Here is a 22701-nt window from a genome sequence, read left to right on the forward strand (position 1 = left end):
TAGGTAATAGCGTGTTGGTCAATATTTAGCGCAGAAATATTTTACAGGAATTAACTGAAAAAAAGTGTGACTTTTAGTTGACTGCTAAAAATTCATGTTCTAAAACGAATCAATAACCTAGGGGCAAGCCCACAATGTTTGAATTGAAAGATGTTCTTTGTATTTCTAGGCAAGCCTCGGGGATTAAAACCTCTGGAGGGATTAAAGAGCAGCTGCTTCTTTTCAAATAGAGGCATGCATATTAATGAAGATCATTAATAGACAATATACGTATTAAACGGAAGCATTCACTTCGCTAAACTTTTACGGATGGTTTCCTTGTAAATAGCCTCGTACATGGGCACCACTTCTGCAATCGCAAATTTGGAGGAGGCTTTCTTGGCATGATCCTTAAATTCTTGCAGCCGCTTGGGATCGCTCAATATATAGATTGCATTTTTAGACATGCTTTCCACATCGTTGACATCGCTGAGAAATCCAGTAACGCCGTCTATATTGACTTCAGGGATTCCGCCCGTGTTGCTCGAGATCACTGGAACGCCAGAAGCCATGGCTTCTAAGGCTGCCAAGCCGAAACTTTCGGTGCGTGATGGCAAGAGAAACAAATCGCTAAAACAGAGTATTTTGTCAATCTCGTTACTGTTGCCGAAGAACACCACTTTATTACTAATCCCTAATTTCTCACAGAGTTCTTCAGCTGGTATACGCTCTGGACCTTCACCAACCATCATCAATTTGGCGGGCATCTGTTTTTGAATCTCATTAAAAATCTTGATAACATCTGGTATTTGCTTCACCTCCCTAAAATTGCTGATGTGGGTTATGATGCGCTCGTCTTCCGTAGCCATCATGCCGCGCTGGCAATCTGTAAACTTGGGCTCGTATTTTGATAAATCGATGAAATTAGGAATGACCTTGATGTCCTTTTTAATATTGAACAAGCGCTCTGTGTCTTCCTTTAAACTTTGGGAAACCGAAGTCACTGCATCCGATTTATTAATGCTGAAGGTCACTGCGGGTTTATAAAATGGATGACTCCCCACCAATGTAATATCGGTACCGTGAAGGGTTGTGACAATGGGCAGATTGATATCTTCCTCCTTAAGCATTTGCTTGGCCATATAGGCTGCATAGGCATGCGGAATGGCGTAATGCACGTGCAAAACCTCAATTTGATGAAGCTTTACCATATCTACCAACTTACTTGACAAAGCAAGTTCATAGGGCTGGTACAAAAACAAGGGATATTCTGGCACGTTTACTTCATGGTAGTGCACGTTGTTGCCCAAAAGATCCAGTCGCACAGGCTGACTGTAGGTGATAAAATGGATTTCATGACCGCGCTTGGACAGTTCCAGGCCTAACTCTGTAGCCACCACGCCACTGCCTCCAAAAGTTGGGTAACATACAATTCCTATTTTCATGGCTGTATTATTTATAATCTACGTCTGTCAACAATTGAATGTTTTTTCATGCTGACATTGGATTAAAATTTTCAATTTTTTAGACACTCACTCAATGATCGCTTCGTAAATAAGCCGTTGAATATCAGTTCTAATATCTTCCTTCAACAAGGTGTTTACACCCGCATTGGGATAGGTTCTATTGGCCAAAAAGATATAAACAATTTCTTCCTCAGGATCTGCCCAAGCATAAGTGCCGGTAAAACCTGAATGTCCAAAACTGGTCATGGATACGCAACCACAGGTTGGCCCAGACTCACTGAGCTGCGGCTTATCAAAGCCAATGCCTCGCCTCACATCTTGACTACAAAAATAACAGGTGTTGAATTTATCTATGGTTTCTGGCTTTAAATAGCGCTTGCCGCCATAAAAACCTTTTTGCAAGTACATTTGCATGATTTTGGCCACATCATTTGCGTTGCTGAAAATCCCAGCATGACCGCCTACGCCATTTTCCATGGCAGCGCCCATATCATGCACAAACCCCTGAACTTCCTGAAAACGGAAATAATCATCAATTTCAGTAGGCACCAAATTTGTATTGCTAAACATTGGCGACGGATTGTAGGTGGTATAATTGGCGCCTAAAGATTGGTAAAAATGATCCTGCACCAACTCATCCATGGGTTTGTCGTAATAATTCTCTATGTATTCTTTCAAGATGTAATAAGGCAAATCACTGTAGCGATAACGCAATGAAGAGAGTAAATCGGTTTCTTTTATGATTTTTTGCATTGTATCTGGATAATCCTTGCGAAGGTACATCTCCTCAGCAATCTTGATGTTATATTTCAAACTTGGCACTCTACGATAGTATTTTGGATCTGGTTTTTTATTCTCAGGATCCAATGTTGCTACATAGAAAGGAATCCACGGTTTTAAACGGGCATAATGCGACAACATTTGTTTTATAGTGATGTTTCTCTTGTTGGATGATGCATATTCTGGCAACATCTTGGATAACTTAGTGTCTAAACTAACAACGTTTTTCTCCTCCAACTCCATCAACAAAGGCAAGGTTGCCAAAATTTTGGTTAGCGAGGCCACGTCGTACATGTCGTCAAATTTCACTTTTTCGTCTCCGGTATAGCGATGCTTTCCGAAGTTTTTATTATAAACCACCTTGCCTTTTCGCGCCACCAATAATTGAATGCCAGGCGTCATTTTACCATCTATGGCGTATTGTGCAATAGAATCCAAACGATTCAATTTTTCTGAACTCATGCCCACTTGCTCTGGCAAACCATAACTTAGGGATTGAATGGCATTGTAATATACACTTTGACCTACTTTAAAGTCATCATTGATGGAAACAGGCAACACGCCCAAAGCCGGAATCGCACCAAACAGCAACTGAGCAGATTTCTCTTGTGATATTTTAGAGTTTTGGTAACTCATAACCACGCCTTCGATGTTCTCAAAACTCAAAAGATCATTGAGCGCATAAGGTCTTGCGAAGACATCAAGAATGACCGTGTTGGTTCTGGCAATCTCGTAAATCCAAGTCAGTTCTTTTTCTGTAAACTTATAATCCTTCCAAGGGTTCTCGTTATTTTTATGAAAACCAATGACCACCGTATTGTAGTTCTGCAATTTGGTCATTATTGCATTGAGCGATATGTCTTGTACCATATGGACTTTGGTGTACTTTTTAAGCTCGTCAAAAAAGGGGCTTCCGCTATCATCGCCCAATTCAACGTAAGCAATTTTCTTCGTGGCGAGATTCCGAAGTGGTAAGATTTCCCCTTTATTTTTAATTACGGTAATTGCGCCCTCCATCAATTGTGAGTACAGCAAATCGTCCTTCAGCCTATTGAGGTCTTCCACCAAATTAGCGGTGCCGATGGGTTGGTAGTTCTCAAGGCCTACTTTAAACTTGGCCATCAATATTTTTTTTACGGAAAGTGCCAAACGCTCTTCCGTGATATCTTTGTTTTTGTAGGCTTCCACGATTTTTGCGATGCCCACTGGCACATCTTCCGAAATGAGCAACACGTCGTTTCCTGCTTGGAATGCTGCAAGATCCACTTCGCCATCCTTACCAAAATTGGAAACCCCCTTCATTTCGAGGGCATCTGTAAAAATAAGGCCCTTGAAGCCTAATCTTTCTTTAAGGATCCCAGTAACAATGGCCTTTGATAATGAAGAGGGCAAACCAGGACGCGGCTCTAAGCTTGGCACACTCAAATGCGCCACCATAACGCTAGACAAGCCATTTTTTATAAGTTCTTTATAGGGATATAATTCTATGGAATCGATGCGACGCTCATTAAAATCAATGGTTGGCAAGGCTTTATGACTATCCACATCTGTATCGCCATGGCCCGGGAAATGCTTGGCATTGGCCAAAACTCCCGCAGCTTGCATGCCTCTCATAAATGCATCCCCTTTTTGGGTCACATTTTCGCGGTCTTCGCCAAACGAGCGATTCCCAATGATTGGATTATTAGGGTTGGTGTTGATATCCACAGCTGGCGCGAAATTGAAATGCACACCGATACGCTTGGTGTGCTCGCCAATTTGATAGCCGGTTTTCTCAACAAGTTCCAGATCCCGAATGGCTCCCAAGGTCATGTTCCATGGGAAGGCATAGGTGGAATCTAGGCGCATGCTAAGACCCCATTCCGCATCCATCCCAATAAGCAAGGGTGTTTTTGATATCGCTTGATACAGATTATTGAGATTTGCTTGACGCACAGGGCCACCCGAAGAAAAGATCAAACCACCAATATGATTTTCATTGATTAATTTGGCCACCCTATTTTCCTCAGCCTTGGATTGGTTTGAAAATGCGCGCGCCATAAACAATTGACCTACCTTTTCTTCAAGGCTCATGCCGTTATAAATACTATCCACCCATTTTTTCTGAAGAAACAAATCCTTGGCAGCCAATGGATGATCGGCAGTTTGACCAAAGATTGGCATAGTGACGACACAACAAAAAATGAAGGGCATTATATAACGCATGTAAGTAAATTGCTTAGGGTTTTGGTTAGAACTGAAAACTGGGGCAAATTAGTATTTTTGAAGGGAAGAATAAAGACTTTAAGATAGATTTATAAACATTGAAGCCACCTAATAAAAAGAGCGCGACGCTTTTAGTTGCTTGAACCAAGACTTGATTCCAACTTCCCTCTTCAGATCAATTTCAATAGGGAATCTTATTTTATCTGCCGACCAGTTTATTTTATAAATCGCGCATGCCAGCTTTCACTTGCGGGTACTTCCCAATTCTCACGGAATTCGGCAATATTGGTAACGAGATTATTAAACACGATGGTATTTTTTGACACTGCTTTATCTTTAGCCATTTGCTTGAAATCCAACAAGGTCTTATGTGCAACGAATTCGCCTTGTTTGTAGGAGACATTCATTTTGTCCATCAAATCCACACTGTATTCCTGCTCCAATTGCTGGATGAAGTTGACCGAGGCATCGATGCTACACCCGGTAGCTTTATTTAAGCTTTGGTTTAAAGCCAAAACTATAAACCGTTTGTATTCAATTTTATAAGCAGCTTGTAGGTCAGATCCGTGGGCAGTCCATTGTGCTATAAAAATATCCAGTTTTTGTTTTATTTCCTCAAGCTCTTCATCGCTAAATGAGCGGTTGGCTTGGTAAATCCATACTCGGGATTCTTCGGGAAGGGTATCAAAATCAACTAACATAATCTTTCTTTTTTTTGAAGTACAAAAGTACGATATTAAGCTTATAAAAGAATAAAGACCGCTTCGTATTCTAGAATCAAGACCGCTTCGCTTCAAGTACAAAGTACAAAGACTTGATTCTGGTTGATTCAGACGAAATTATTTTTTTTAGCTTTCGGGTATTATGGTAGAAAAGAACCAAGATCGCTGCGCTTCTAGACCCTAGACCGCTTTGCTTTTAGAACAAGATATGAAGAGGGCTTGAATAATCAATGTTTGGTCTGGCTTGGTTTGGCAAAAAAACCTACTTCGGAAGGCTAAGCAGTTTTGATGTGTTAATTATCCCAATCAATACCCTCGGGGCAGGCCCAGAAGGTATGAATTTAAAGATGTTTTTGTATTTCAAGGCTTGAGGGCATAAAACCTTCTGGAGGGATTTACATCCAATCGCGATCTTGGGATTCAACGCAAAACAAGAGGTAATCGTAAATCCTTTTGGCATCGGTGGCTTTGATATAAGGAATGACGACCGTTTTAGAAGCTGTGGAAACCACTACGGAAGCAATCCCGTTACGCTTTTGAAAGAAGGTCTGTTTGAATTGTAGTGCCTGTATTTTGTGGGTTTCGAGAATATTGGTAATGGTATCTATAAAACCACCGCCAATGGTAAGGTGTGCTTCTGAAATTTGATAATAGGTTTTTTTGAATTTATAATGCACGAAAACCAATCCGAAAAGTAAAAAAACCAGATTGATCAACCAGAAATCATTTCCGAAGATTAAAAATGCCGGACCGCTCAATACTGCAAAAATCAAGACCAAACGAAGCCACAGAATGCGCTTGTAATAGGGCGCCGGTTTATGGGTTTCAGTTTCCTCTGAATACGATTCAAGTAATTTGTTGAGCAAATGATCTATTTGCACTTTCTCCATGGCAACTATGGTAAAATTTTTCTGTTGCTTTTTATTGACCATCGCTTGCTTCACGCTCAAACTATACAAATTAAAATAGGCCTTGACCCTATTCGTCTTGATGACCAAATTTTGAATTCGGCTGGGCGTAAGGGTTAGGGACATTTTATTGAACAGGCCTTTATGGATTTCCAAGGTGCGCTCACGTTCCAAGACTTCCAAATTGAAATTGACCACCAGCGTTTGAACTACTGAAAACACCAAAGACACCAACAGCAACACCACTATCAAAAACAAATTGACCAAAAAGAGATTAAACAAACTTTGCTCGTCCAATCGCACGGCACCTTCAATGCGTTCGCTTAAACGAAGCTCCTTCAGGTATTTCTCAAACTCTGAGTACAGGCCGAAGAAAAACGAAACGATAATCAAAAAACTCTTGAAATGGTTTTGCGATATGCCTTCCATCAGCAATCGTTTTAAGGAGACTTTAAAAAAAACATCGGCTTCCTTCGGAAGATCTTCCGCAGCAACATCAGCCTGGATTTTTGTGAAGAGCTGGGTTTTTAGTGCCAGTGCGGTGGATTTATCCAAGGCACTAATCTCGATTTCCGATTTGTTATCGCCAGCAGTCTCGATATTGAGGGAGACGACGTTGATGAGTTGTTGTAAAAAATTCTGCTTGATGTAGACATTCTGGATTTTTGACTTCGGAATAACAGTATTGTCCTTATTGATGACCCCAGTATCGAGATGGAAATCATCGGCACTTACATGAAATTTGAAGTTGAGATATTTGAGAATGGAAAAGACGAGAAGCAAGAGTATTACGAGCACAAAGCCAAAAATGATCCAGCCCAGACTAATACCCAATTGTTTTTTCTGAAGCATGGAAATCCCATAAGCCACAAATAAAATAAAGAAACTCTTTATAAATTTAAATGCCTTAACCCCAAAAATAACGAGGATCCCTTTGGACGACTGCCTTGCCGGTTGTGAAAAATCAACTGCCGCCATTGACCGTAGTGCTTAAAAAGTCGTTGATGCGTGTGGCTTCCGCTTCCGAAAGGCCTTTGATGCTCAAATCACTGCCAGATTCACCCGCAGTATAAATATTGAGTGTTGCCAAGCCAAACTGCCGCGACAGCCAGCTCCTGGAAGTCTCGATGTGTTGAATCCTGGAAATGGGAACGGTGGTCAACCTATGGATTAGGAGACCGTGTGCGTAAATCACATCCTTGTCTCGCAGCGCATACATACGTTTTTTGAAAGCCAATAGCGCAAGCATGAAGTTAGAAAGACACAGCAATCCAACCGCAGCCGCAAGGAGCCAGAAGTACGACTGGATCAAAACATCAACAAGAAATAGTTTTGCCAGAATCAATGCCAAAACAATAACGCCATACACCAGTAGTTTATTGATGACGATTATTTTAAGGTATGCCTTATCTATGGGATGCAGCTCAACTTGGTCAATTTGTGGCAAGGCATTGGTGTCTATTTGGGTGTTTGTGAACATCTATTTATCGCTCTTGGTTAGGAAATAGTACTTTCTGGCAGCACCAGTACCTGCAAAAAACAGGAACCATAAAGGTAAGTAATCGCTGTATAAGATTCCGTTTTTGAGATAAGTGATCAGCATCAAGAGCGCCGACCAAAAAAGACCGTTGATGAGTGCTGCTTTAAGGATGATTTTGGTGGTTGGTTTCATTGTTGGGATTTAGGATCTCATTGTTTATAGGATGTTTTCAAAGCAAGCCTCAGTTAAATTGATTTTGGATATAAAAATAGCCTGTTCATTCAGTAGTCTCATTGCTACCTGCTCTAATAGATAATAACGCTCCAATCATAATAAGCACAGATGAAATTATAATCAACCAAAAACCCCAGTCCATGTTATCATAGCCGAAAATAATTTCCAATACTATCACTAGAAGGCAAACAATTACAATTATTAGGGATATGTTCTTATTTTTCATAGAATAAAACTTTAAGCAAACAATGGAAACTTTTTCATTTACAGTTTTCTAATCGTCTCATTGTATTGGGCACTAAAATAGCAAATTAAAACAAATACGTAAAAAGAGCGATTTTTATTGCTTCCAATTTGTAAAGGCTATGTTTTTAACTTAATGTTGCCCATAAATAATTAGTGCTGGATCGCCAGATGAAACATCAAAAAACGGTTTGTAATCATCGGCATTTGTTTCCGTTGAAATAGTTTTTTTTACTTTCCGATACTCCAAATAACAGCATTTTTCTTCTGAGTTTGTGTTTTCAGAAGACTTCCAAGTCAATTTGATGCGGTCTGCTACAATGATCTTTAGAAACGTTGAGGCCTCAAAAATATGAGTTGGGTTGTGATTGTAAGAAGATTCTAGTTTAAGTTTCGGTTATTTTAATTTGCGAATTTACTTTTAATAAGTCCGAAATCATGTCGTCATTGTTTTCAGGAGCAATGTAAATCTCATCATAGGCATTGAACTTTATGATGAGTCCGTTTTTTGCCAATGCCGGTATCATTCCGCTCCACATGGTTTTTCCTTTCACTATTTCTTTAATGTTTGGAATTTCTGCTGTACCTCTCAGAAACCCGGATCGATACACCAATTTTTCATCTTCAATTTTGTAAAAGGTATCAATATAAATCCAAAAGATTAAAATTAACGGGCTCAGCAGAGGCAAAGCATAAAAGGTTTTGCCACAAAAGCGTTTATATCGAACAAAAAAACAACACTAGGAAGGATAAAAGCAGCAATCAATAAATAATTAATAAAACCTTTTCTGTTTGCTTTATAGATCTTCATTCGAAGGGTTTTTTACTGACATGACGCTTTTGGGTGTGGTTTGTTGTGTGTGTCAAGACGTAAATTTAGCAAATAAAAAACAGGATAATCCCAGAGGATTTTGAGAGTTGAGTAAACAAAGCAGTTAAGTAGACACGATGCTGGCAAAAGTGTTTCGTTCATCGAATGGCCCAATTTTCAATTTTTACACCGGTAATTCGATTAAATTCTTTAACATTTTCCGTGACCATTATTAATTCATTAGCGATTGCTGTTGCGCCAATTAATAAGTCAAAATCACTGATCATAGTTTCTTTTTTTCTCAATTTCACTTTTTCCTTTGCATAAAAGTTGATCGCGTTGAAAATAGGAAGTATTTTTAGTTGCTCGGTAAAATCATCGATTAGTTTATAGTTTCTTTTCGGATGTGAACTATTCCCGGCGCCGAACATGAGTTCTGCCAACGTGATTAATTGCCCAATTTTCTAGTTTTACCTTTTCAAATTTGTCGATAAGATTGAATTTTCCACGAAAGCAATGAATGCAAATATTAGTGTCCAATAAATATTTCATTCGAAACTTTCCGTGATGGTCTTATTAATCCGTGAATCCTTAATCTCTGAAATTATTTCATCTGAGTCGCGATTATCTTTCCAAGCACCAAACATCTTATTGAGCTCAATGTCATTTCTAGATTTCGTTTCGATAGATCTGGTCAGTTTATCAATCAAACTTCTTTTAGACTTGCTATCAAGGTTTTTCAAGTATCCGAAATACTTATCCAAGATTTTGTTTGAAACGGTTAAACTTCCCATGCTGACATTTTTTTTACAATTTACTAATTTAAATGGAAAGTTGAAATTTTCCGTATGTTCGCAATCGTTTATAAGATTAGTTGGGTCATTAAGCCACCAATTTAGCAAATAAAACTGAATTGGAAATCTGCGAGGATTTTCTTAAGTAACAGATGACCAAGCAATTGAATATCTACGGCATAGCAAATCGCTATTTCTACATTTGAAGATTTAAATGCAGTTTTGCACCTAAAGCGTTGAAAATTCTCATTACGGTTTCAAAAGTCACATTTCCAGTGCTATTTTCAAGTCTAGATATTTGTGCTTTTTTTACTCCAACTAATGCTCCTAATTGTTCTTGAGTCAGTTTGCGTTTTTTTCGAGCGATTTTTATCATATCGCCAATTAGTTCGAGTTTTAACTCAAATTCATATTCATCTCTTTCTTCAGTCCCCTTTTTTCCAATTAAAAGGTCTTCTGCTTGGTCTAAAGTGTAACTTTTCATTTCTGTTTATTTTTAAAATAATTTCTTCGAATTCTTTCCGCTTTGTCGATTTCTTTCTTATCCACTTTGCTGGTTTTCTTAATGACTCCGTGAGTAGCAAGAACTAATGTTTCGGCTTTATTTTCCTTGTCCCAAAAAGCTAAAAGACGATATTGAAATCCAGAATATAAAGTTCTGAATTCCCAAATTTCATCAGTCAATTTTTTAAAAAACTTTGGGTCAGATAGTTGTTCAGCTCTTCTTATATTCTGAAATATTTTCTTTCTTGCTTTAAGGTTTTGTTTTTGTATGAATTCAAAAGCTTGTTCGAGAAGTATTGTTTCAAATCGTTTTATCATTCTTGTTATAAAATCAAATATGATCCAAATATATAAAAAGTTTCTTTAACTGTAAACTTTCGAGTGAGATTTTAATATTAATTGCGCGTTTTAAATACTATAGTTAGTGAAGAAAAGCCAAATTAAAAGTTTGCGAGGTTTTTCATAAATAGACTATAATTAGCAATTAATTATACGCGACTTTGTTGTAAGTAGTTTTGTTATTCCATTCTTTCGTATTCATAAGATAAGTTGAGATTATAATTTCGTCCAATTACAAAAAGCAATAAACTTTGTTTCGCAACTGAAATATTCGTAATCAGATTATTCTTATTCGTTACTCCAATTCTTTGCTTTTTAATATCATATCCTCCAAGTAAATAAGGAATTCCATAAATTTTCGACTTTTTATTATCAAGAAGGAACATTCCATTTTTTATTTTGCCGTTGACTAGTGTGTCTTTTATTATGTTTTTTTTCTTCAAGTACTTTTATGTTTAATTCGACTTCATTTTTGAGTCTTAATTGCACATAGTATGATTTTTGATCATCTCTCAAACTATCGAACTTTAGTTTTCTATCTGTGTTCTCATTTATAATATCTTGGAACAAGTTAGTGTACTTTATTGTGCCTGTTTCGGAAGGATCTGGCACTTTTTCAAAACTTTTTTTGGCTAGAATTGAAATTTGCCATTTATTGAATTCATGTTTTTCTCCTTGAGTTCAACATATTCTTTTTTAAACATTCTTTTTGAGAATGGTGCACATCCAAACACAGATAGAATTACTAAAATTAACGCAAATTTTCTAATTTAGTACAGTGCTCAAATTACTTAAAACTCCCTACATCACAACATTTTCAAACAATCAAATCCCTCCTATCGCTTCCCCTTCCGTAGATTCCTCCAGGTCAAAAAACCATACATGAGTGTGGCAAATCCAAAATAGAGTCCTAAGCGGGGCCATGAAAAGGGCTTTCCGAAGACATAATCAAATCCTGAAACGACTGCCGTGAAGATGGCTCCACCAATCAAGGCGGTTATGATAACCCGTTTTATGCTAACTTTAATTTTTGTCACAGTTACAGGTCTTGGGCATTGGCGATCAACTCTGCAATATCCATCACAGCGATGTCGGCTTCGCGTTCTTTGTTCTTAACGCCATCGGTCATCATGGTGTTGCAAAATGGGCAACCGGCGGCGATGATCTCGGGTTTCACGTCTATGGCTTGTTCGGTACGGGCAATGTTCACTTCTTTATCGCCTGGCTCGGCATCCTTGAACATCTGGGCACCTCCTGCACCGCAACAGAGTCCGCGGGATTTGCAGCTTTTCATCTCCACCAACTCAGCATCCAGTTTACGAATGAGTTCTCGTGGCGCTTCATAAACACCATTGCCTCTGCCTAAGTAGCAAGGATCATGAAACGTGATGCGTTTGCCTTTAAATTGACCGCCTTCAATGGTCAAACGACCCTCATCTAAAAGGGATTTCAAAAATTGGGTGTGGTGCATGACTTCATAACTGCCGCCAAGTCCTGGATATTCGTTTTTTATGGTATTAAAACAGTGCGGACAAGCGGTCACAATCTTTTTGATCTCATAGGCGTTCAACACCTCAATATTGGTGACAGCCTGCATTTGGAACAAAAATTCGTTCCCGGCACGTTTTGCGGGATCGCCGGTACAGCTTTCCTCAGTGCCGAGGACTGCAAATTCCACCTTTGACCTGTGGAGCAATTTTACGAAGGCTTTGGTTATTTTTTTTGCTCTATCATCAAAACTTCCAGCACAGCCTACCCAGAATAATACTTCTGGTTTTTTGCCTGCTGCCATGAACTCTGCCATGGTGGGTACGTTTAGTTGTTCGCTCATAATGGTTTTTAGATTTTAGTGGGTAGCGGGTAGTAATTTTGGGTTGTGGCTTGTGGGTTGTGGGTTGTGGCTTGTGGGTTGTAGGTTGTAGGAATCAAAATAAAATTCTTTTGACATTGAACTTTGAACATTGAACATTGAACCCAAAACCTTGAACCATTTAATCATCATGCTCATCGTCAAAAACCTCGATGCTGGCATTTTTATTGACGAGTTCGGTGAATTTACCTTTGTAACGTGTGGCTTTTACCAAGTGGTTATCGATCCAATGGTAATTGCCTCCTCTGGGCTTGCCCATCAATAAAGAATGGAATTTGAAACCATGTTTGACCAACCAATCTTGGGTCACTTCGCGATGTTCTTCGGTGCGTGAGGTAAAAAAGCAAATCATGTGTCCTTTCTCATACCACTTGTTGCAAGTGGCCAAGGCATCGGGATAGGGATCACAGGTAGCCATGCGCTCTGGTTCTTCATTGGGTATATCGTCGGTAATGGTGCCATCAATATCAATGAGATAATTTTTGACGCCTTTTGGCAATACCGGACTTATCTTTTCTCCTCGTTCTACTTTATCATGTAGAAATTTGTCTGCTTCTTCTCGTTTCATACTCATTTTCCGCGAAAGCGAAACTGGTTTAATGATTATACTTCGTTTTATACTTTACTCTTTTATGGCTGCAAGATCGGTTTTTGCAATCCTAATAATAACAGCAAGCCTTTTTTGTCCATCCTTCATTCTGTTTTCTGGATTGTAGCGATCATTATAAGAGCGTCTTACTGCTTCGTCGCCAATGGCTTTTGATTGTGCTTCGGAACAATAATCGCACAAAACCTTTAATAATGTGATCTCCTTTGCTTCGTTATTACGATATTCAATAAGCGTGTAAGACTTTATCTGAAGCGAATCTTGTCTATAGGATTGTGCTTTACAAAGGTAAGGAACCAAGGCAAATATTAGGAATAGAAGGTATTGCGTTCGTTTTACGAGCATATTTCTTAAGCTTCATTTTTCCAATTCAATCGGTCCATTTGGTTATATGGCCAAGGTGCGCCATTATTTTCAATATTGGTCATCATGTTATTGAGTTCCATTGGAGCAGCACTTTGTTCCATGACCAAATATTGGCGCATTTGCATAATAATGTTCAAGGGATCAATACTCACGGGACAAGCTTCTACACAAGCATTGCAGCTGGTACAGGCCCAAAGTTCTTCTTTGGTAATGTAATCGTCTAAGAGTTGCTTCCCGTCGTCTTTGAACTCACCATTATTGGCATCGATGTTTTTGCCCACTTCCACCAAGCGATCCCGAGTATCCATCATGATTTTACGTGGCGATAATTTCTTGCCGGTTTGGTTAGCAGGGCACTCGCTGGTACAACGGCCGCACTCAGTACAGGTGTAGGCACTCAACAAATTGACCCAACTCAAATCCTGAACATCACTGGCACCAAATTTTGCGGGCACCTCATCCTCTGCTCCTGCTTCTGGTGCAGCATAAGGGTCGGCATCGGGATCCATCATCATTTTGACCTCACTGGTCACTGCTTCAAGATTTTCAAATTGGCCTTGGGGTTTTATCCTTCCGTAGTAGGTGTTGGGAAATGCCAATAGAATATGTAAATGTTTTGAAAAGTAGAGGTAATTCAAGAAAATCAATATGCCTACGATGTGCAACCACCAAGCGCTTCTTTCGATGATATGAATGCTGCTTTCTGAAAAGCTGCTGAACCACGGTGCAATAAACTGACTAATGACATTGCCACTGTTCATGGCCTGAAATTCCAAATCGGTGGCATTCATAGTCAAGAACAGTCCCATCAATACCATTTCGAAATACAGAATGTAGTTTGCGTCGTCTTTTGGCCAGCCTTTCATTTCATTCGCCCAAAACCGTTTTAATTTCAAGGTGTTGCGTCGCAGCCAAAAAACAACGACCGCTACAAAAACCAAGACCGCCAAAATTTCAAAAATGCCAATCAACACGCCATAAGTGGCGCCTATTGGAGAGAAAATACGATGTGTACCTGCGAGACCATCAATAATAATTTCCAACACTTCAATATTGATGACCACAAAGCCCACATATACAATAACGTGCAAGGCACCAGCAATGGGACGTTTTACCATTTTACTTTGCCCTAGCGCAATCATGGCCATGTTTTTCCAACGTTGGGAAGTATTGTCGCTCACATCAACATCATGCCCCAATGTAATGTTCCGCCTAAGCTTAGAAACATTTCTGGCAAAATAACCAATGCTTGCCAAGAGCACGATTGCAAATAAAATCTGTGGTAGATACATCATAAAAAAGTTGGTTTATTCGTCGTCGGTTTCCTCTATCTCATTGCCTTCAGCATCGTAACGCTTGTCTTTTTTGCCAAAGACTGAGAAATGCACGTAACGTTTCGGGTTGAGTTTGATATCCTCCAAAAGCTGTTTTAATTGTTGGGATGCGCCTTCAAGATTGTTATAAAGACTTTCATCCCTGAGTAGTTTCCCTATGGAACCATTTCCGTTCTCAACATTGGCTAGTAAATTATCGACGCGGGTAATGGTGTTTTGAAAATCTTCAATGGTTCTTGATAAATCAATTTTCGCCAATGAATCTGAAAGTTTTGAAAAATTGGCCGACGTGTTTTCGAAATTGGCGATCGTTCTTCCCAATTTATCGTCATTACTCGCAATAAGGCTATTGACTGAAGAAGATGCTTCCTTAAAATTGGAGATCGTTGCCGATAAATCTTCAATACTGCCTGTAATATTGTTTTTGGTATCCTCGTCAAACAAAACATTGACGTTGGTAAGCAGGGAATCCACGTTTACCATTACCGCTTCAATTTTCTCTTGCAGCGGTGTCAAGCGTTTATTGACCAGCTCGGTAATACCTGCTTTGACGTTGGTTTTTAGGTAATCTCCAGACGCCGCTACAGGAGCGCCATCAAAAATCGGAATAATTTCCACACCTTTCCCTCCAATAAGCCCCAAATCGTGTATTTGTGCCGTACTATTCTTGGAAAACTGAAAATCATTATCAATCATCAAGGTAACCAGTAACTTGGCCGAACCATCTCCTTTAAAGGTTATGGACTTGACCTTGCCCACTTGAAAACCATTGATGGTTATCGCTGTAGAAGGCGTCAAGCCTTCAACGTTGTCGTATACCGCATAATAGGTTCTGGAAGAATCCAGCAAGTTCTCGCCTTTGAGATAACTGAACAAAAAAATGAACAAGACAATACCCGAGATGACGAGTATGGCGGTTTTTACTTCTCTAGTGATTTTCAAAGTCTTTTATATTTGGTTGAAGCAAAATTAGCAATAAAATAATAAAGACAACAGCATGGTTTTTATTTATTGCTGAAATGTTTATCTCAAATGCGCCTTGCCATTGTTTTTATAAAATCAATTTCAAACAGTGTGGGTCTTAAAGTGACATTCGCCTCAGTTCAAAATGACTTTCAATAAGAGCTTCTTAGCTTAAGAACGCTTCAGCTTATTGACTGGATGCTGTTTTTAAAACTGTGGAAAGATTAACAGACTTATTATCCTTAAACGCCTTAACAAAGGCACTGTTATATCCTTTGGATTTTGCGACAAGCTCTAAGCGACGTATTTCGGCATAATCTGAAGTTTCGCCATAAAAGTATTTATAGAGCTTGCCCACTTTTTCTCGAGAAATGGTTTCCAATCCTTTAAAATTAAAAGGCTTGGGCTCCAACTCTTTTGAACTTGCAGCGATTTGGACTTTGAAAACAATACCATTATAAATTTCAGACTCCGCATCCAGTACTTCAGTGATGCCCTCGGTTTCTTGTTTGTAGATGCCGTCACCCACATTGAGGTCGAGGTGCTTTTTGTAATTTAAAACCGCATCTGTAATAGAAGACGCCATTTGTATTTGCCCCTTACTGGAGTTTAAGAAAGCGCCCTCCTTTTTATAGGTCAAAAATCCCGTTTCAATAAGCACGCTTGGCATGTAGGTATTGTGCAATACCCAAAATCCTGCTTGTTTCACGCCTCTACTCTTCAGTTTTCTTTGATTTTGAAAATTATCTTCCACCGCTCTTGCCAATGCAATGCTCTGGTCTAAATACTCCTCCTGAATGAGGGTCAAACCAATTAGGGATTCGGGCGAATTGGGATCAAAGCCCTCGTAATGCTGTTCATAATCTGCCTCTAGAAAGATTACCTCATTTTCTTTTTTGGCTATTTCAAAGTTACGCTGATTGGCGTGCAAGCCCAAAACAAAGGTTTCAGTCCCGTGAGCATCAGAGTTGTGAGCGTTGCAGTGAACAGAAACAAATAAATCGGCATCGGCATCATTCGCGATCTTTGCGCGACCTCTCAGGGTTACAAATTCATCGGTTTTTCTCGTGTAAATGACTTTGATGTCTTTAATAGCTTCCAACGATTTTCCTACTGCCAATACAATGTTGAGAGCGATTTCCTTTTCCATATAACCACCCCCTAGATTTCCAGAATCGTGACCACCATGGCCAGCATCCAATACCACCACAAATGTGTCCTTATTTTTTTGAAAGGCGTTTGCAGCGGTTGGGAAACTAAAAAACAGACTTAATATTAATACTAAAAGATAGATAGATTTCGTTGTCATAGTGTTTGTAACGGTTAATTGATTCGGTTTATTTCAATAATACCAACCACTTATTTTAGATGGAAAATCATGATCCCTTTAAATTGACCAATTATAAATTAATCATAAAAAATATATGTAATTTTGGCAATTCAAATACCGAGCCATACTTTAGCAAAAATACATTTAAAAGCGTTGCATACAAAGAGCTTTCCCATCCTTTTCTCCCTAAGTTTTACCGTGTTTATCAACATGTTTTGCTTTGCACAGGATTTACCCATAACTCGAAAACCAATTAAGCCGGTTTCTGAACTCAACGATACGTTGAGACTAGCGATCGATACCCTAACACTTCCTGCAACACGCCCCATAAAACTTACCGAAAACGACAGTATCAAGAACGACACCCTTCCGAAGCAAAAGGAAACCTTGACCGCTATCGTGAATTACAAAGCCACAGATTTTGTGCGACTCAATCAAAAACTCAATCAAACCACCTTATATAATGAAGCCAAGGTAGATTATGGCGACATGAATATCACCGCCGGCATAATCGTCATTGATCACAGCTCGAAAACAGTTTACGCGGGTCGTATCAAGGATTCGGCAGGAGTTTACACACAAAAACCCGTATTTACCCAAGGACCGAACATTATAGAACCCGATTCCATCATCTTTAACACAGATACCAAAAAAGCGCTCATCTTCAACTCTAAGACTGAGCAAAGTGGTGGTACCATTGTTGCTGAAGTGACCAAAAGAGAAAACGATTCGGTGTTGTTCATGAAAAACGCCATTTATACAACTGCAGAAAATCTCGACGATCCCGAATACTATTTCAAAATGCGAAAGGCGAAAGTAGTGCCCGGAAAAAAAGTGGTCACTGGCTTAACCAACCTATTTATCTATGATGTGCCCACCCCCATTGGTTTACCTTTTGCCTATTTCCCCATGTCAAAAGATCAAACTTCTGGTGTGATCATTCCAACACCTGGACAAGATTTAGGGAGTAGCGATCGCGGTTATAACCTTCAAAATGGTGGGTATTACTTCGCGATAAGTGAATATTTTGATTTGGCGGTTTTGGGCGATTATTTTACCAATGGCAGTTATGGCCTGCGTTTGGAGAACAGCTATGCCTTGCGCTACAGGTTTCGTGGTAATTTGAGCATTAGGTATGAGAACTTGATCAATAGTGAACGTGGCTTTCCCGACTTCTCGAAATCCACTATTTATAATATTCGCTGGTCGCACACCCAAGATGCCAAGGCCAATCCAAATTCTCGATTTTCAGCTTCAGTCAACTTAGGAAGCAGTAGGTATTTCCAGCAATCGATCAACCAGAATAATTTGGCGCAAACCCAAAACAACACCCTGGCGTCCTCCGTGTCCTACTCCAAGACCTTTCCCGGCGAACCACAGGTAAATATGAACGTCACCGCAACCCACAGCCAAAATACAAACACACAAGACATTAATTTAACCTTGCCAACGTTTCAAGGCAGCGTGAGCAGGATTTTCCCTTTTGCGCCATCGGTTGGAACCAAAAAAGGGATCATTCAAAATATCAATCTTCAGTATAATGTTAGGGCAGAAAACCGAATCAATACCAACGATTCCGTTTTTTTTAAGTCCGAAATGTTTGATGACGCCAAGATTGGTGCAGTTCACAGCGTACCGGTTAGCACCAACTTCAAAGTATTCAAATATTTTAGCATGAGTGCCAATGCCAACTTTGAGGAAAATTGGACCTATAACACCATCAATAAATTTCAGGATGAGGAAGGCGACATCATTACCGAAGACCTCAATGGGTTTGACCGCTTTTTAACATACAATTTCAGCACGAGCATTGGTACCACTATTTATGGCTTATTTGATTTTGAAAAGGAAGGTAGAGATCCCAAAATACAAAAGATCAGGCATGTGATGCGTCCTTCAATTAGCTACAACATCAACCCGGCATTTGATCAATACTACGACACCTTCGAAGTTGTTGATGCCAATGGCACCACGGTTGGCGATATGAGGCGTGAGGAATACACACGGTTTCAAGGGTCTTTATTTGGTACACCTGGTAATAATTTCTCAAGTGCTATGCGTCTTTCTGTGGGCAACAATTTTGAAGCTAAAGTGAGAAGTAACGATTCCACCGCAACAGAGCCCGAAAAAATCAAGCTGCTCGATAACCTTAATTTTGAAACCTCATACAACTTTGCGGGTGACTCTTTAAAAATAAGTGCGGTTAGAGTCTCGGGGGGCACCACGATTTTGGACAATAAGATGAACATCAATTTTGGTGCCATCCTGGATCCTTATGCCTTGGACAACAACAATCAAAAAATCGATAAATTCAACATTAATAATGGCGGCAGTTTGTTTCGTTTGACCTCGGCGAATTTCAACGTGAGCTATTCCATTACCAGCGACAGCTTTGATAGGGAGCCAGAAGATGATCGCGGCAGGGATGAATCCTTGAGAAGCGGCGGTCGTGATGATGATCTCTTCGGAACCACACAGGACTTTGCAGACCAACGTCTTTCCGACGACGACGACGATGAGGAAGAAGAAATCTCTGAATTCTATAATTTCAGTATTCCGTGGAAACTGCGCTTGGCTTATGCCGCCACCTATAGTAATGCCGCAAGGCAAAACACAATTTCTAACAATTCCCTAATGTTTTCGGGCGATGTTGAGTTATCACCGCGATGGTCTGTAGGCGTGTCTTCAGGGTACGATTTCGTCAACAAAGGCTTTACCCAGACCCAATTTCGATTTGAACGCGACCTGCTGAGCTGGCGAATGAATTTCAGTTATGTGCCTTTTGGGCCATACAGCCAATGGAATTTCTTTATCGGGATCAGCTCCAGCATGCTCCAAGACCTTAAATACGATAAGCGACGCCAACCAGACCAAAGACTATAATAAAAACTAAAGAAACATCATGAAAACAATTATCAACACAGCAAACGCACCCGCACCAATTGGCCCTTACAACCAAGCTGTTTTATCGGGTAATACCTTATACACTTCCGGTCAAATTGCAATTGATGCAAGCACAGGAGATTTGGTAATGGATTCCATAGAAGCCGAAACCGAGCAGGTCATGAAAAACCTTAAAGCAGTCTTAGAAGCTGCCGGCATGACTTTTGAAAATGTCGTCAAAACCTCGATTTTTATTAGTGACATGCATAATTTCAGCAAAATAAATGCCGTTTATGCCAACTATTTCAGTGCAGACACTGCGCCTGCCAGAGAAACGGTTGAAGTTGCCAACCTGCCTAAATTTGTGAATGTGGAAATTAGCGCCATAGCTGTCAATTGACTACATATTAACAGATTGTGAAAGTTATTAACATACTTCTTTTAATAACTTATTTACAGCGTGCACCAATGCCCAAGCAATCCTCATAAATTAGCAGCTTAACCAAAACTATACCCATGTTTAAAACCCTACTGCCTGCGGCATGTTTACTCATTGCCACAGCCACTTTTGCCCAAGATGATTTTGAAAAATCCTTGGATCTTGTGCAAACGGAAACCGATGCCAACACCTTTCTGGAAAACAATACTGCTTCGGAAGGCAAAGTAATCGTCTTCAACAAAGAAAAGCACAAAACCAGACTCGCTAAAGAATTGTTCTCACTTGGTCTGGGCGCAAAGACTTATGACAAAAACAATCTGCAACCTACCTATTATAAAGTCATCGAGAAAACGAGCACAGCCTACTACAAAGCCAGTGTTATCTTTTTTGATGCCAGTGTAAAATCCCTGGAAGCCATTAACTACTCCCGCAATGCGATCATTTCAAAATACAGAAGAGGCGTTCGTTTTGAAAATCTGGCGCGTAATTATTCCATGGATCAAACTGCAAAGCAGAGTGGCGATTTGGGCTGGATTACCAAAGGAAGTTTGCATCCCAAATTAGAAAACGCCATTTTTGAAGGCAAGCATAAGGTTAATGACATTTTTGCGGTAGATGTGCCAGAGACCAACGCCTATTATTTAGTGGTTATTACCGAAGCCGAAAAAATGATTGACGAAATCAAAGTATTGAAAGTGACTGAACCCCTATAATAATGCAGCTTTTTTATAATCCCAATGTTTCTGAAAAAGACCACACCATTCAATTTTCCAAGGAGGAGAGTCGGCACATGGTCAAAGTCTTGCGCAAGAACCTTGGCGACCAGTTGCACATTACCAATGGGATTGGTTGGTTATTCACTGCGGAAATCACCCAGGCCGACTCCAAAAATTGCATGGCTAAAATCACGCATTCAGAATTTCAGGAAAGTCACGACTATAAGCTCCACCTCGCGGTCGCTCCAACAAAAATGAACGACCGCTTCGAGTGGTTTTTGGAAAAGGCCACAGAAATAGGCATCGATAGCATTACGCCTATTTTCTGCGAAAACAGTGAGCGGCGGGTGGTCAAAGCCGAGCGTTTTGAGAAGATCCTACAATCGGCCATGAAACAATCGCTGAGTTGCTACCTGCCAAAATTGAATGTCGCCATTTCTTTCCATGAATTCATTAACCAGGATTTTGAAGGCGAACTTTTCATTGCGCATTGTGAGGACACACAAAAACGATCCTTAAAAAACACAGTCCAACCCAAGACTAGAATCACGATGCTCATTGGTCCAGAAGGCGACTTCAGTACTTCTGAAATTGATCTTGCCAAAGCCAAGCATTTCAAACCTGTAACTCTAGGCAACACGCGATTACGTACCGAAACCGCTGCGATCGTGGCCTGTCATTCTGTGGCCTTTGTGAACGAGGTTTAGAGGTTGAGAAGAGGACGGGAGACGGGAGACGGGAGACTGAAGACGGAAGACGGAAGACGGAAGACGGAAGACGGATGACCGAAGACTGAAGACTGGAGACCGAAGACGGATGACCGAAGACCGAAGACTGGAGACTGGAGACCGAAGACGGAAGACTAGAGACCGAAGACTGAAGACTGAGGACTGAAGACCGAAGACTGAAGACTGAAGACTGAAGACTTAAATCAGCTAAAACCCCCAATTTTACATATACTAGTACATAGTTTGCCAAACAATTGGAAGACCCATGTATAAAAATCGTTAAATAAAGCGGTTTCAATTTCGAATGTTTTATTTTTGAATCATGGCATCTAACAGCAAATACTTAAATAATCTTAGCATTTTACTTCTATTGATCTTGAGCTTAACTGGTATTTCTGTTGGCGCACAAGATTTGGCGGTTCTCAAATATAAAGGCGGAGGCGATTGGTATAGTAACCCAACTTCACTTCCCAATTTGATTGCCTTTTGCAATGCCAACATCAACACCAAAATGAAATTGAAACCAGAAGTTGTAGAACCTGGCAGTATCGATATTTTTCAGTATCCCTTGTTACACATGACGGGGCATGGCAACGTCTTTTTTAGTGACGAGGAAGCGGAAAACCTTAGAAAGTATTTGTTTTCAGGAGGCTTCCTGCATATCGATGATAATTATGGGATGGAACCCTACCTCAAAAAGGAACTCCTAAAGATCTTCCCTAATCAAGACTTGGTAGAGCTACCAAAAACACACGAAATTTTCAATGCTGCGTTTGCCTTCCCTAACGGATTGCCAAAAATTCACGAGCATGATGGCAAGAGACCACAAGCGTTTGGCATCTTTCATGAAGGGCGTCTCGTACTTTTGTTTACCTATGAATCTGATTTGGGCAATGGCTGGGAAGATCCAGAAGTGCACAACGATCCTGAAGAAGTACGCTTGAAAGCGCTAAAAATGGGAGCAAATATTGTAAAATATGCGTTTGAACATTGATGGACA

24 protein-coding genes are annotated in these 22701 nt (G+C 40.0%); 5 read left to right on the forward strand and 19 right to left on the reverse strand.

Going from position 1 to position 22701, the window contains the following annotated elements:
- Window positions 1–287: 287 nt before the first annotated feature.
- The 19 genes from bshA to ESY88_RS03025 all read right to left on the reverse strand — a co-directional run bounded on the left by bshA (window position 288) and on the right by ESY88_RS03025 (window position 16914).
- On the reverse strand, window positions 288–1424 hold the full coding sequence (gene bshA, locus ESY88_RS02935; protein ID WP_147084534.1) for an N-acetyl-alpha-D-glucosaminyl L-malate synthase BshA: 1137 nt from the start codon (window positions 1422–1424) through the stop codon (window positions 288–290).
- A gap of 87 nt (window positions 1425–1511) precedes the next feature.
- A complete protein-coding gene (locus ESY88_RS02940; RefSeq protein WP_223270695.1) occupies window positions 1512–4418 on the reverse strand; it encodes a glycoside hydrolase family 3 N-terminal domain-containing protein in 2907 nt (968 codons plus the stop codon).
- A 227-nt stretch (window positions 4419–4645) separates the two neighbouring features.
- Window positions 4646–5131, reverse strand: a complete 486-nt coding sequence (locus ESY88_RS02945) for an ABC transporter ATPase (RefSeq protein ID WP_147084536.1) — start codon at window positions 5129–5131, stop codon at window positions 4646–4648.
- Window positions 5132–5547: 416 nt separating this feature from the next.
- Window positions 5548–7038 (reverse strand): PH domain-containing protein, encoded by a 1491-nt coding sequence (locus ESY88_RS02950; protein WP_147084537.1) that lies wholly within the window; start codon window positions 7036–7038, stop codon window positions 5548–5550.
- Window positions 7025–7540, reverse strand: a complete 516-nt coding sequence (locus tag ESY88_RS02955; protein WP_147084538.1) for a PH domain-containing protein — start codon at window positions 7538–7540, stop codon at window positions 7025–7027. The genes ESY88_RS02950 and ESY88_RS02955 overlap by 14 nt, the downstream gene beginning before the upstream one ends.
- Window positions 7541–7732: a hypothetical protein gene (locus ESY88_RS02960; protein WP_147084539.1), complete on the reverse strand. Its 192-nt coding sequence runs from the start codon at window positions 7730–7732 to the stop codon at window positions 7541–7543.
- A 671-nt stretch (window positions 7733–8403) separates the two neighbouring features.
- On the reverse strand, window positions 8404–8706 hold the full coding sequence (locus ESY88_RS02965) for a PH domain-containing protein (RefSeq protein ID WP_223270696.1): 303 nt from the start codon (window positions 8704–8706) through the stop codon (window positions 8404–8406).
- 280 nt (window positions 8707–8986) lie between these two features.
- A complete protein-coding gene (locus tag ESY88_RS02970; RefSeq protein ID WP_223270697.1) occupies window positions 8987–9271 on the reverse strand; it encodes a PIN domain-containing protein in 285 nt (94 codons plus the stop codon).
- 105 nt (window positions 9272–9376) lie between these two features.
- Window positions 9377–9622 (reverse strand): hypothetical protein, encoded by a 246-nt coding sequence (locus tag ESY88_RS02975; RefSeq protein ID WP_147084540.1) that lies wholly within the window; start codon window positions 9620–9622, stop codon window positions 9377–9379.
- A gap of 196 nt (window positions 9623–9818) precedes the next feature.
- Window positions 9819–10106 (reverse strand): helix-turn-helix domain-containing protein, encoded by a 288-nt coding sequence (locus ESY88_RS02980; RefSeq protein WP_147084541.1) that lies wholly within the window; start codon window positions 10104–10106, stop codon window positions 9819–9821.
- Window positions 10103–10444 (reverse strand): type II toxin-antitoxin system RelE/ParE family toxin, encoded by a 342-nt coding sequence (locus ESY88_RS02985; protein ID WP_147084542.1) that lies wholly within the window; start codon window positions 10442–10444, stop codon window positions 10103–10105. The genes ESY88_RS02980 and ESY88_RS02985 overlap by 4 nt, the downstream gene beginning before the upstream one ends.
- A gap of 200 nt (window positions 10445–10644) precedes the next feature.
- Entirely contained in the window at window positions 10645–10908 is a 264-nt protein-coding gene (locus tag ESY88_RS02990; protein ID WP_147084543.1) for a hypothetical protein, read from the reverse strand.
- A 393-nt stretch (window positions 10909–11301) separates the two neighbouring features.
- On the reverse strand, window positions 11302–11502 hold the full coding sequence (locus tag ESY88_RS02995; protein WP_147084544.1) for a hypothetical protein: 201 nt from the start codon (window positions 11500–11502) through the stop codon (window positions 11302–11304).
- Between the two features lie 2 nt (window positions 11503–11504).
- Entirely contained in the window at window positions 11505–12296 is a 792-nt protein-coding gene (locus tag ESY88_RS03000; RefSeq protein ID WP_147084545.1) for a (Fe-S)-binding protein, read from the reverse strand.
- 160 nt (window positions 12297–12456) lie between these two features.
- A complete protein-coding gene (locus ESY88_RS03005) occupies window positions 12457–12903 on the reverse strand; it encodes an LNS2 domain-containing protein (RefSeq protein ID WP_147084546.1) in 447 nt (148 codons plus the stop codon).
- Between the two features lie 54 nt (window positions 12904–12957).
- A complete protein-coding gene (locus ESY88_RS03010; protein WP_223270698.1) occupies window positions 12958–13287 on the reverse strand; it encodes a hypothetical protein in 330 nt (109 codons plus the stop codon).
- A gap of 5 nt (window positions 13288–13292) precedes the next feature.
- Window positions 13293–14603, reverse strand: a complete 1311-nt coding sequence (locus ESY88_RS03015; RefSeq protein WP_147084547.1) for a (Fe-S)-binding protein — start codon at window positions 14601–14603, stop codon at window positions 13293–13295.
- Between the two features lie 12 nt (window positions 14604–14615).
- Complete coding sequence (locus ESY88_RS03020) at window positions 14616–15584, reverse strand: MlaD family protein (RefSeq protein ID WP_147084548.1); 969 nt, start codon at window positions 15582–15584, stop codon at window positions 14616–14618.
- A gap of 208 nt (window positions 15585–15792) precedes the next feature.
- On the reverse strand, window positions 15793–16914 hold the full coding sequence (locus ESY88_RS03025; RefSeq protein ID WP_147084549.1) for an N-acetylmuramoyl-L-alanine amidase family protein: 1122 nt from the start codon (window positions 16912–16914) through the stop codon (window positions 15793–15795).
- A 123-nt stretch (window positions 16915–17037) separates the two neighbouring features.
- Here ESY88_RS03025 and ESY88_RS03030 point away from each other — a divergent pair, with 123 nt between their 5' ends.
- The 5 genes from ESY88_RS03030 (at window position 17038) to ESY88_RS03050 (ending at window position 22695) form a co-directional block, all read left to right on the forward strand.
- Window positions 17038–19818 (forward strand): putative LPS assembly protein LptD, encoded by a 2781-nt coding sequence (locus tag ESY88_RS03030; RefSeq protein ID WP_147084550.1) that lies wholly within the window; start codon window positions 17038–17040, stop codon window positions 19816–19818.
- A 19-nt stretch (window positions 19819–19837) separates the two neighbouring features.
- The gene (locus ESY88_RS03035; RefSeq protein WP_147084551.1) at window positions 19838–20218 is read left to right on the forward strand and encodes a Rid family detoxifying hydrolase; all 381 of its coding nucleotides are present in this window, start codon (window positions 19838–19840) and stop codon (window positions 20216–20218) included.
- 116 nt (window positions 20219–20334) lie between these two features.
- Window positions 20335–20970 (forward strand): peptidylprolyl isomerase, encoded by a 636-nt coding sequence (locus ESY88_RS03040; protein ID WP_147084552.1) that lies wholly within the window; start codon window positions 20335–20337, stop codon window positions 20968–20970.
- Between the two features lie 2 nt (window positions 20971–20972).
- The gene (locus ESY88_RS03045) at window positions 20973–21680 is read left to right on the forward strand and encodes a 16S rRNA (uracil(1498)-N(3))-methyltransferase (RefSeq protein ID WP_147084553.1); all 708 of its coding nucleotides are present in this window, start codon (window positions 20973–20975) and stop codon (window positions 21678–21680) included.
- Window positions 21681–22023: 343 nt separating this feature from the next.
- Window positions 22024–22695 (forward strand): DUF4159 domain-containing protein, encoded by a 672-nt coding sequence (locus ESY88_RS03050; protein ID WP_147084554.1) that lies wholly within the window; start codon window positions 22024–22026, stop codon window positions 22693–22695.
- Window positions 22696–22701: the final 6 nt, after the last annotated feature.

The organism is Subsaximicrobium wynnwilliamsii, from assembly GCF_007997225.1.
Lineage (GTDB): Bacteria > Bacteroidota > Bacteroidia > Flavobacteriales > Flavobacteriaceae > Psychroserpens > Psychroserpens wynnwilliamsii.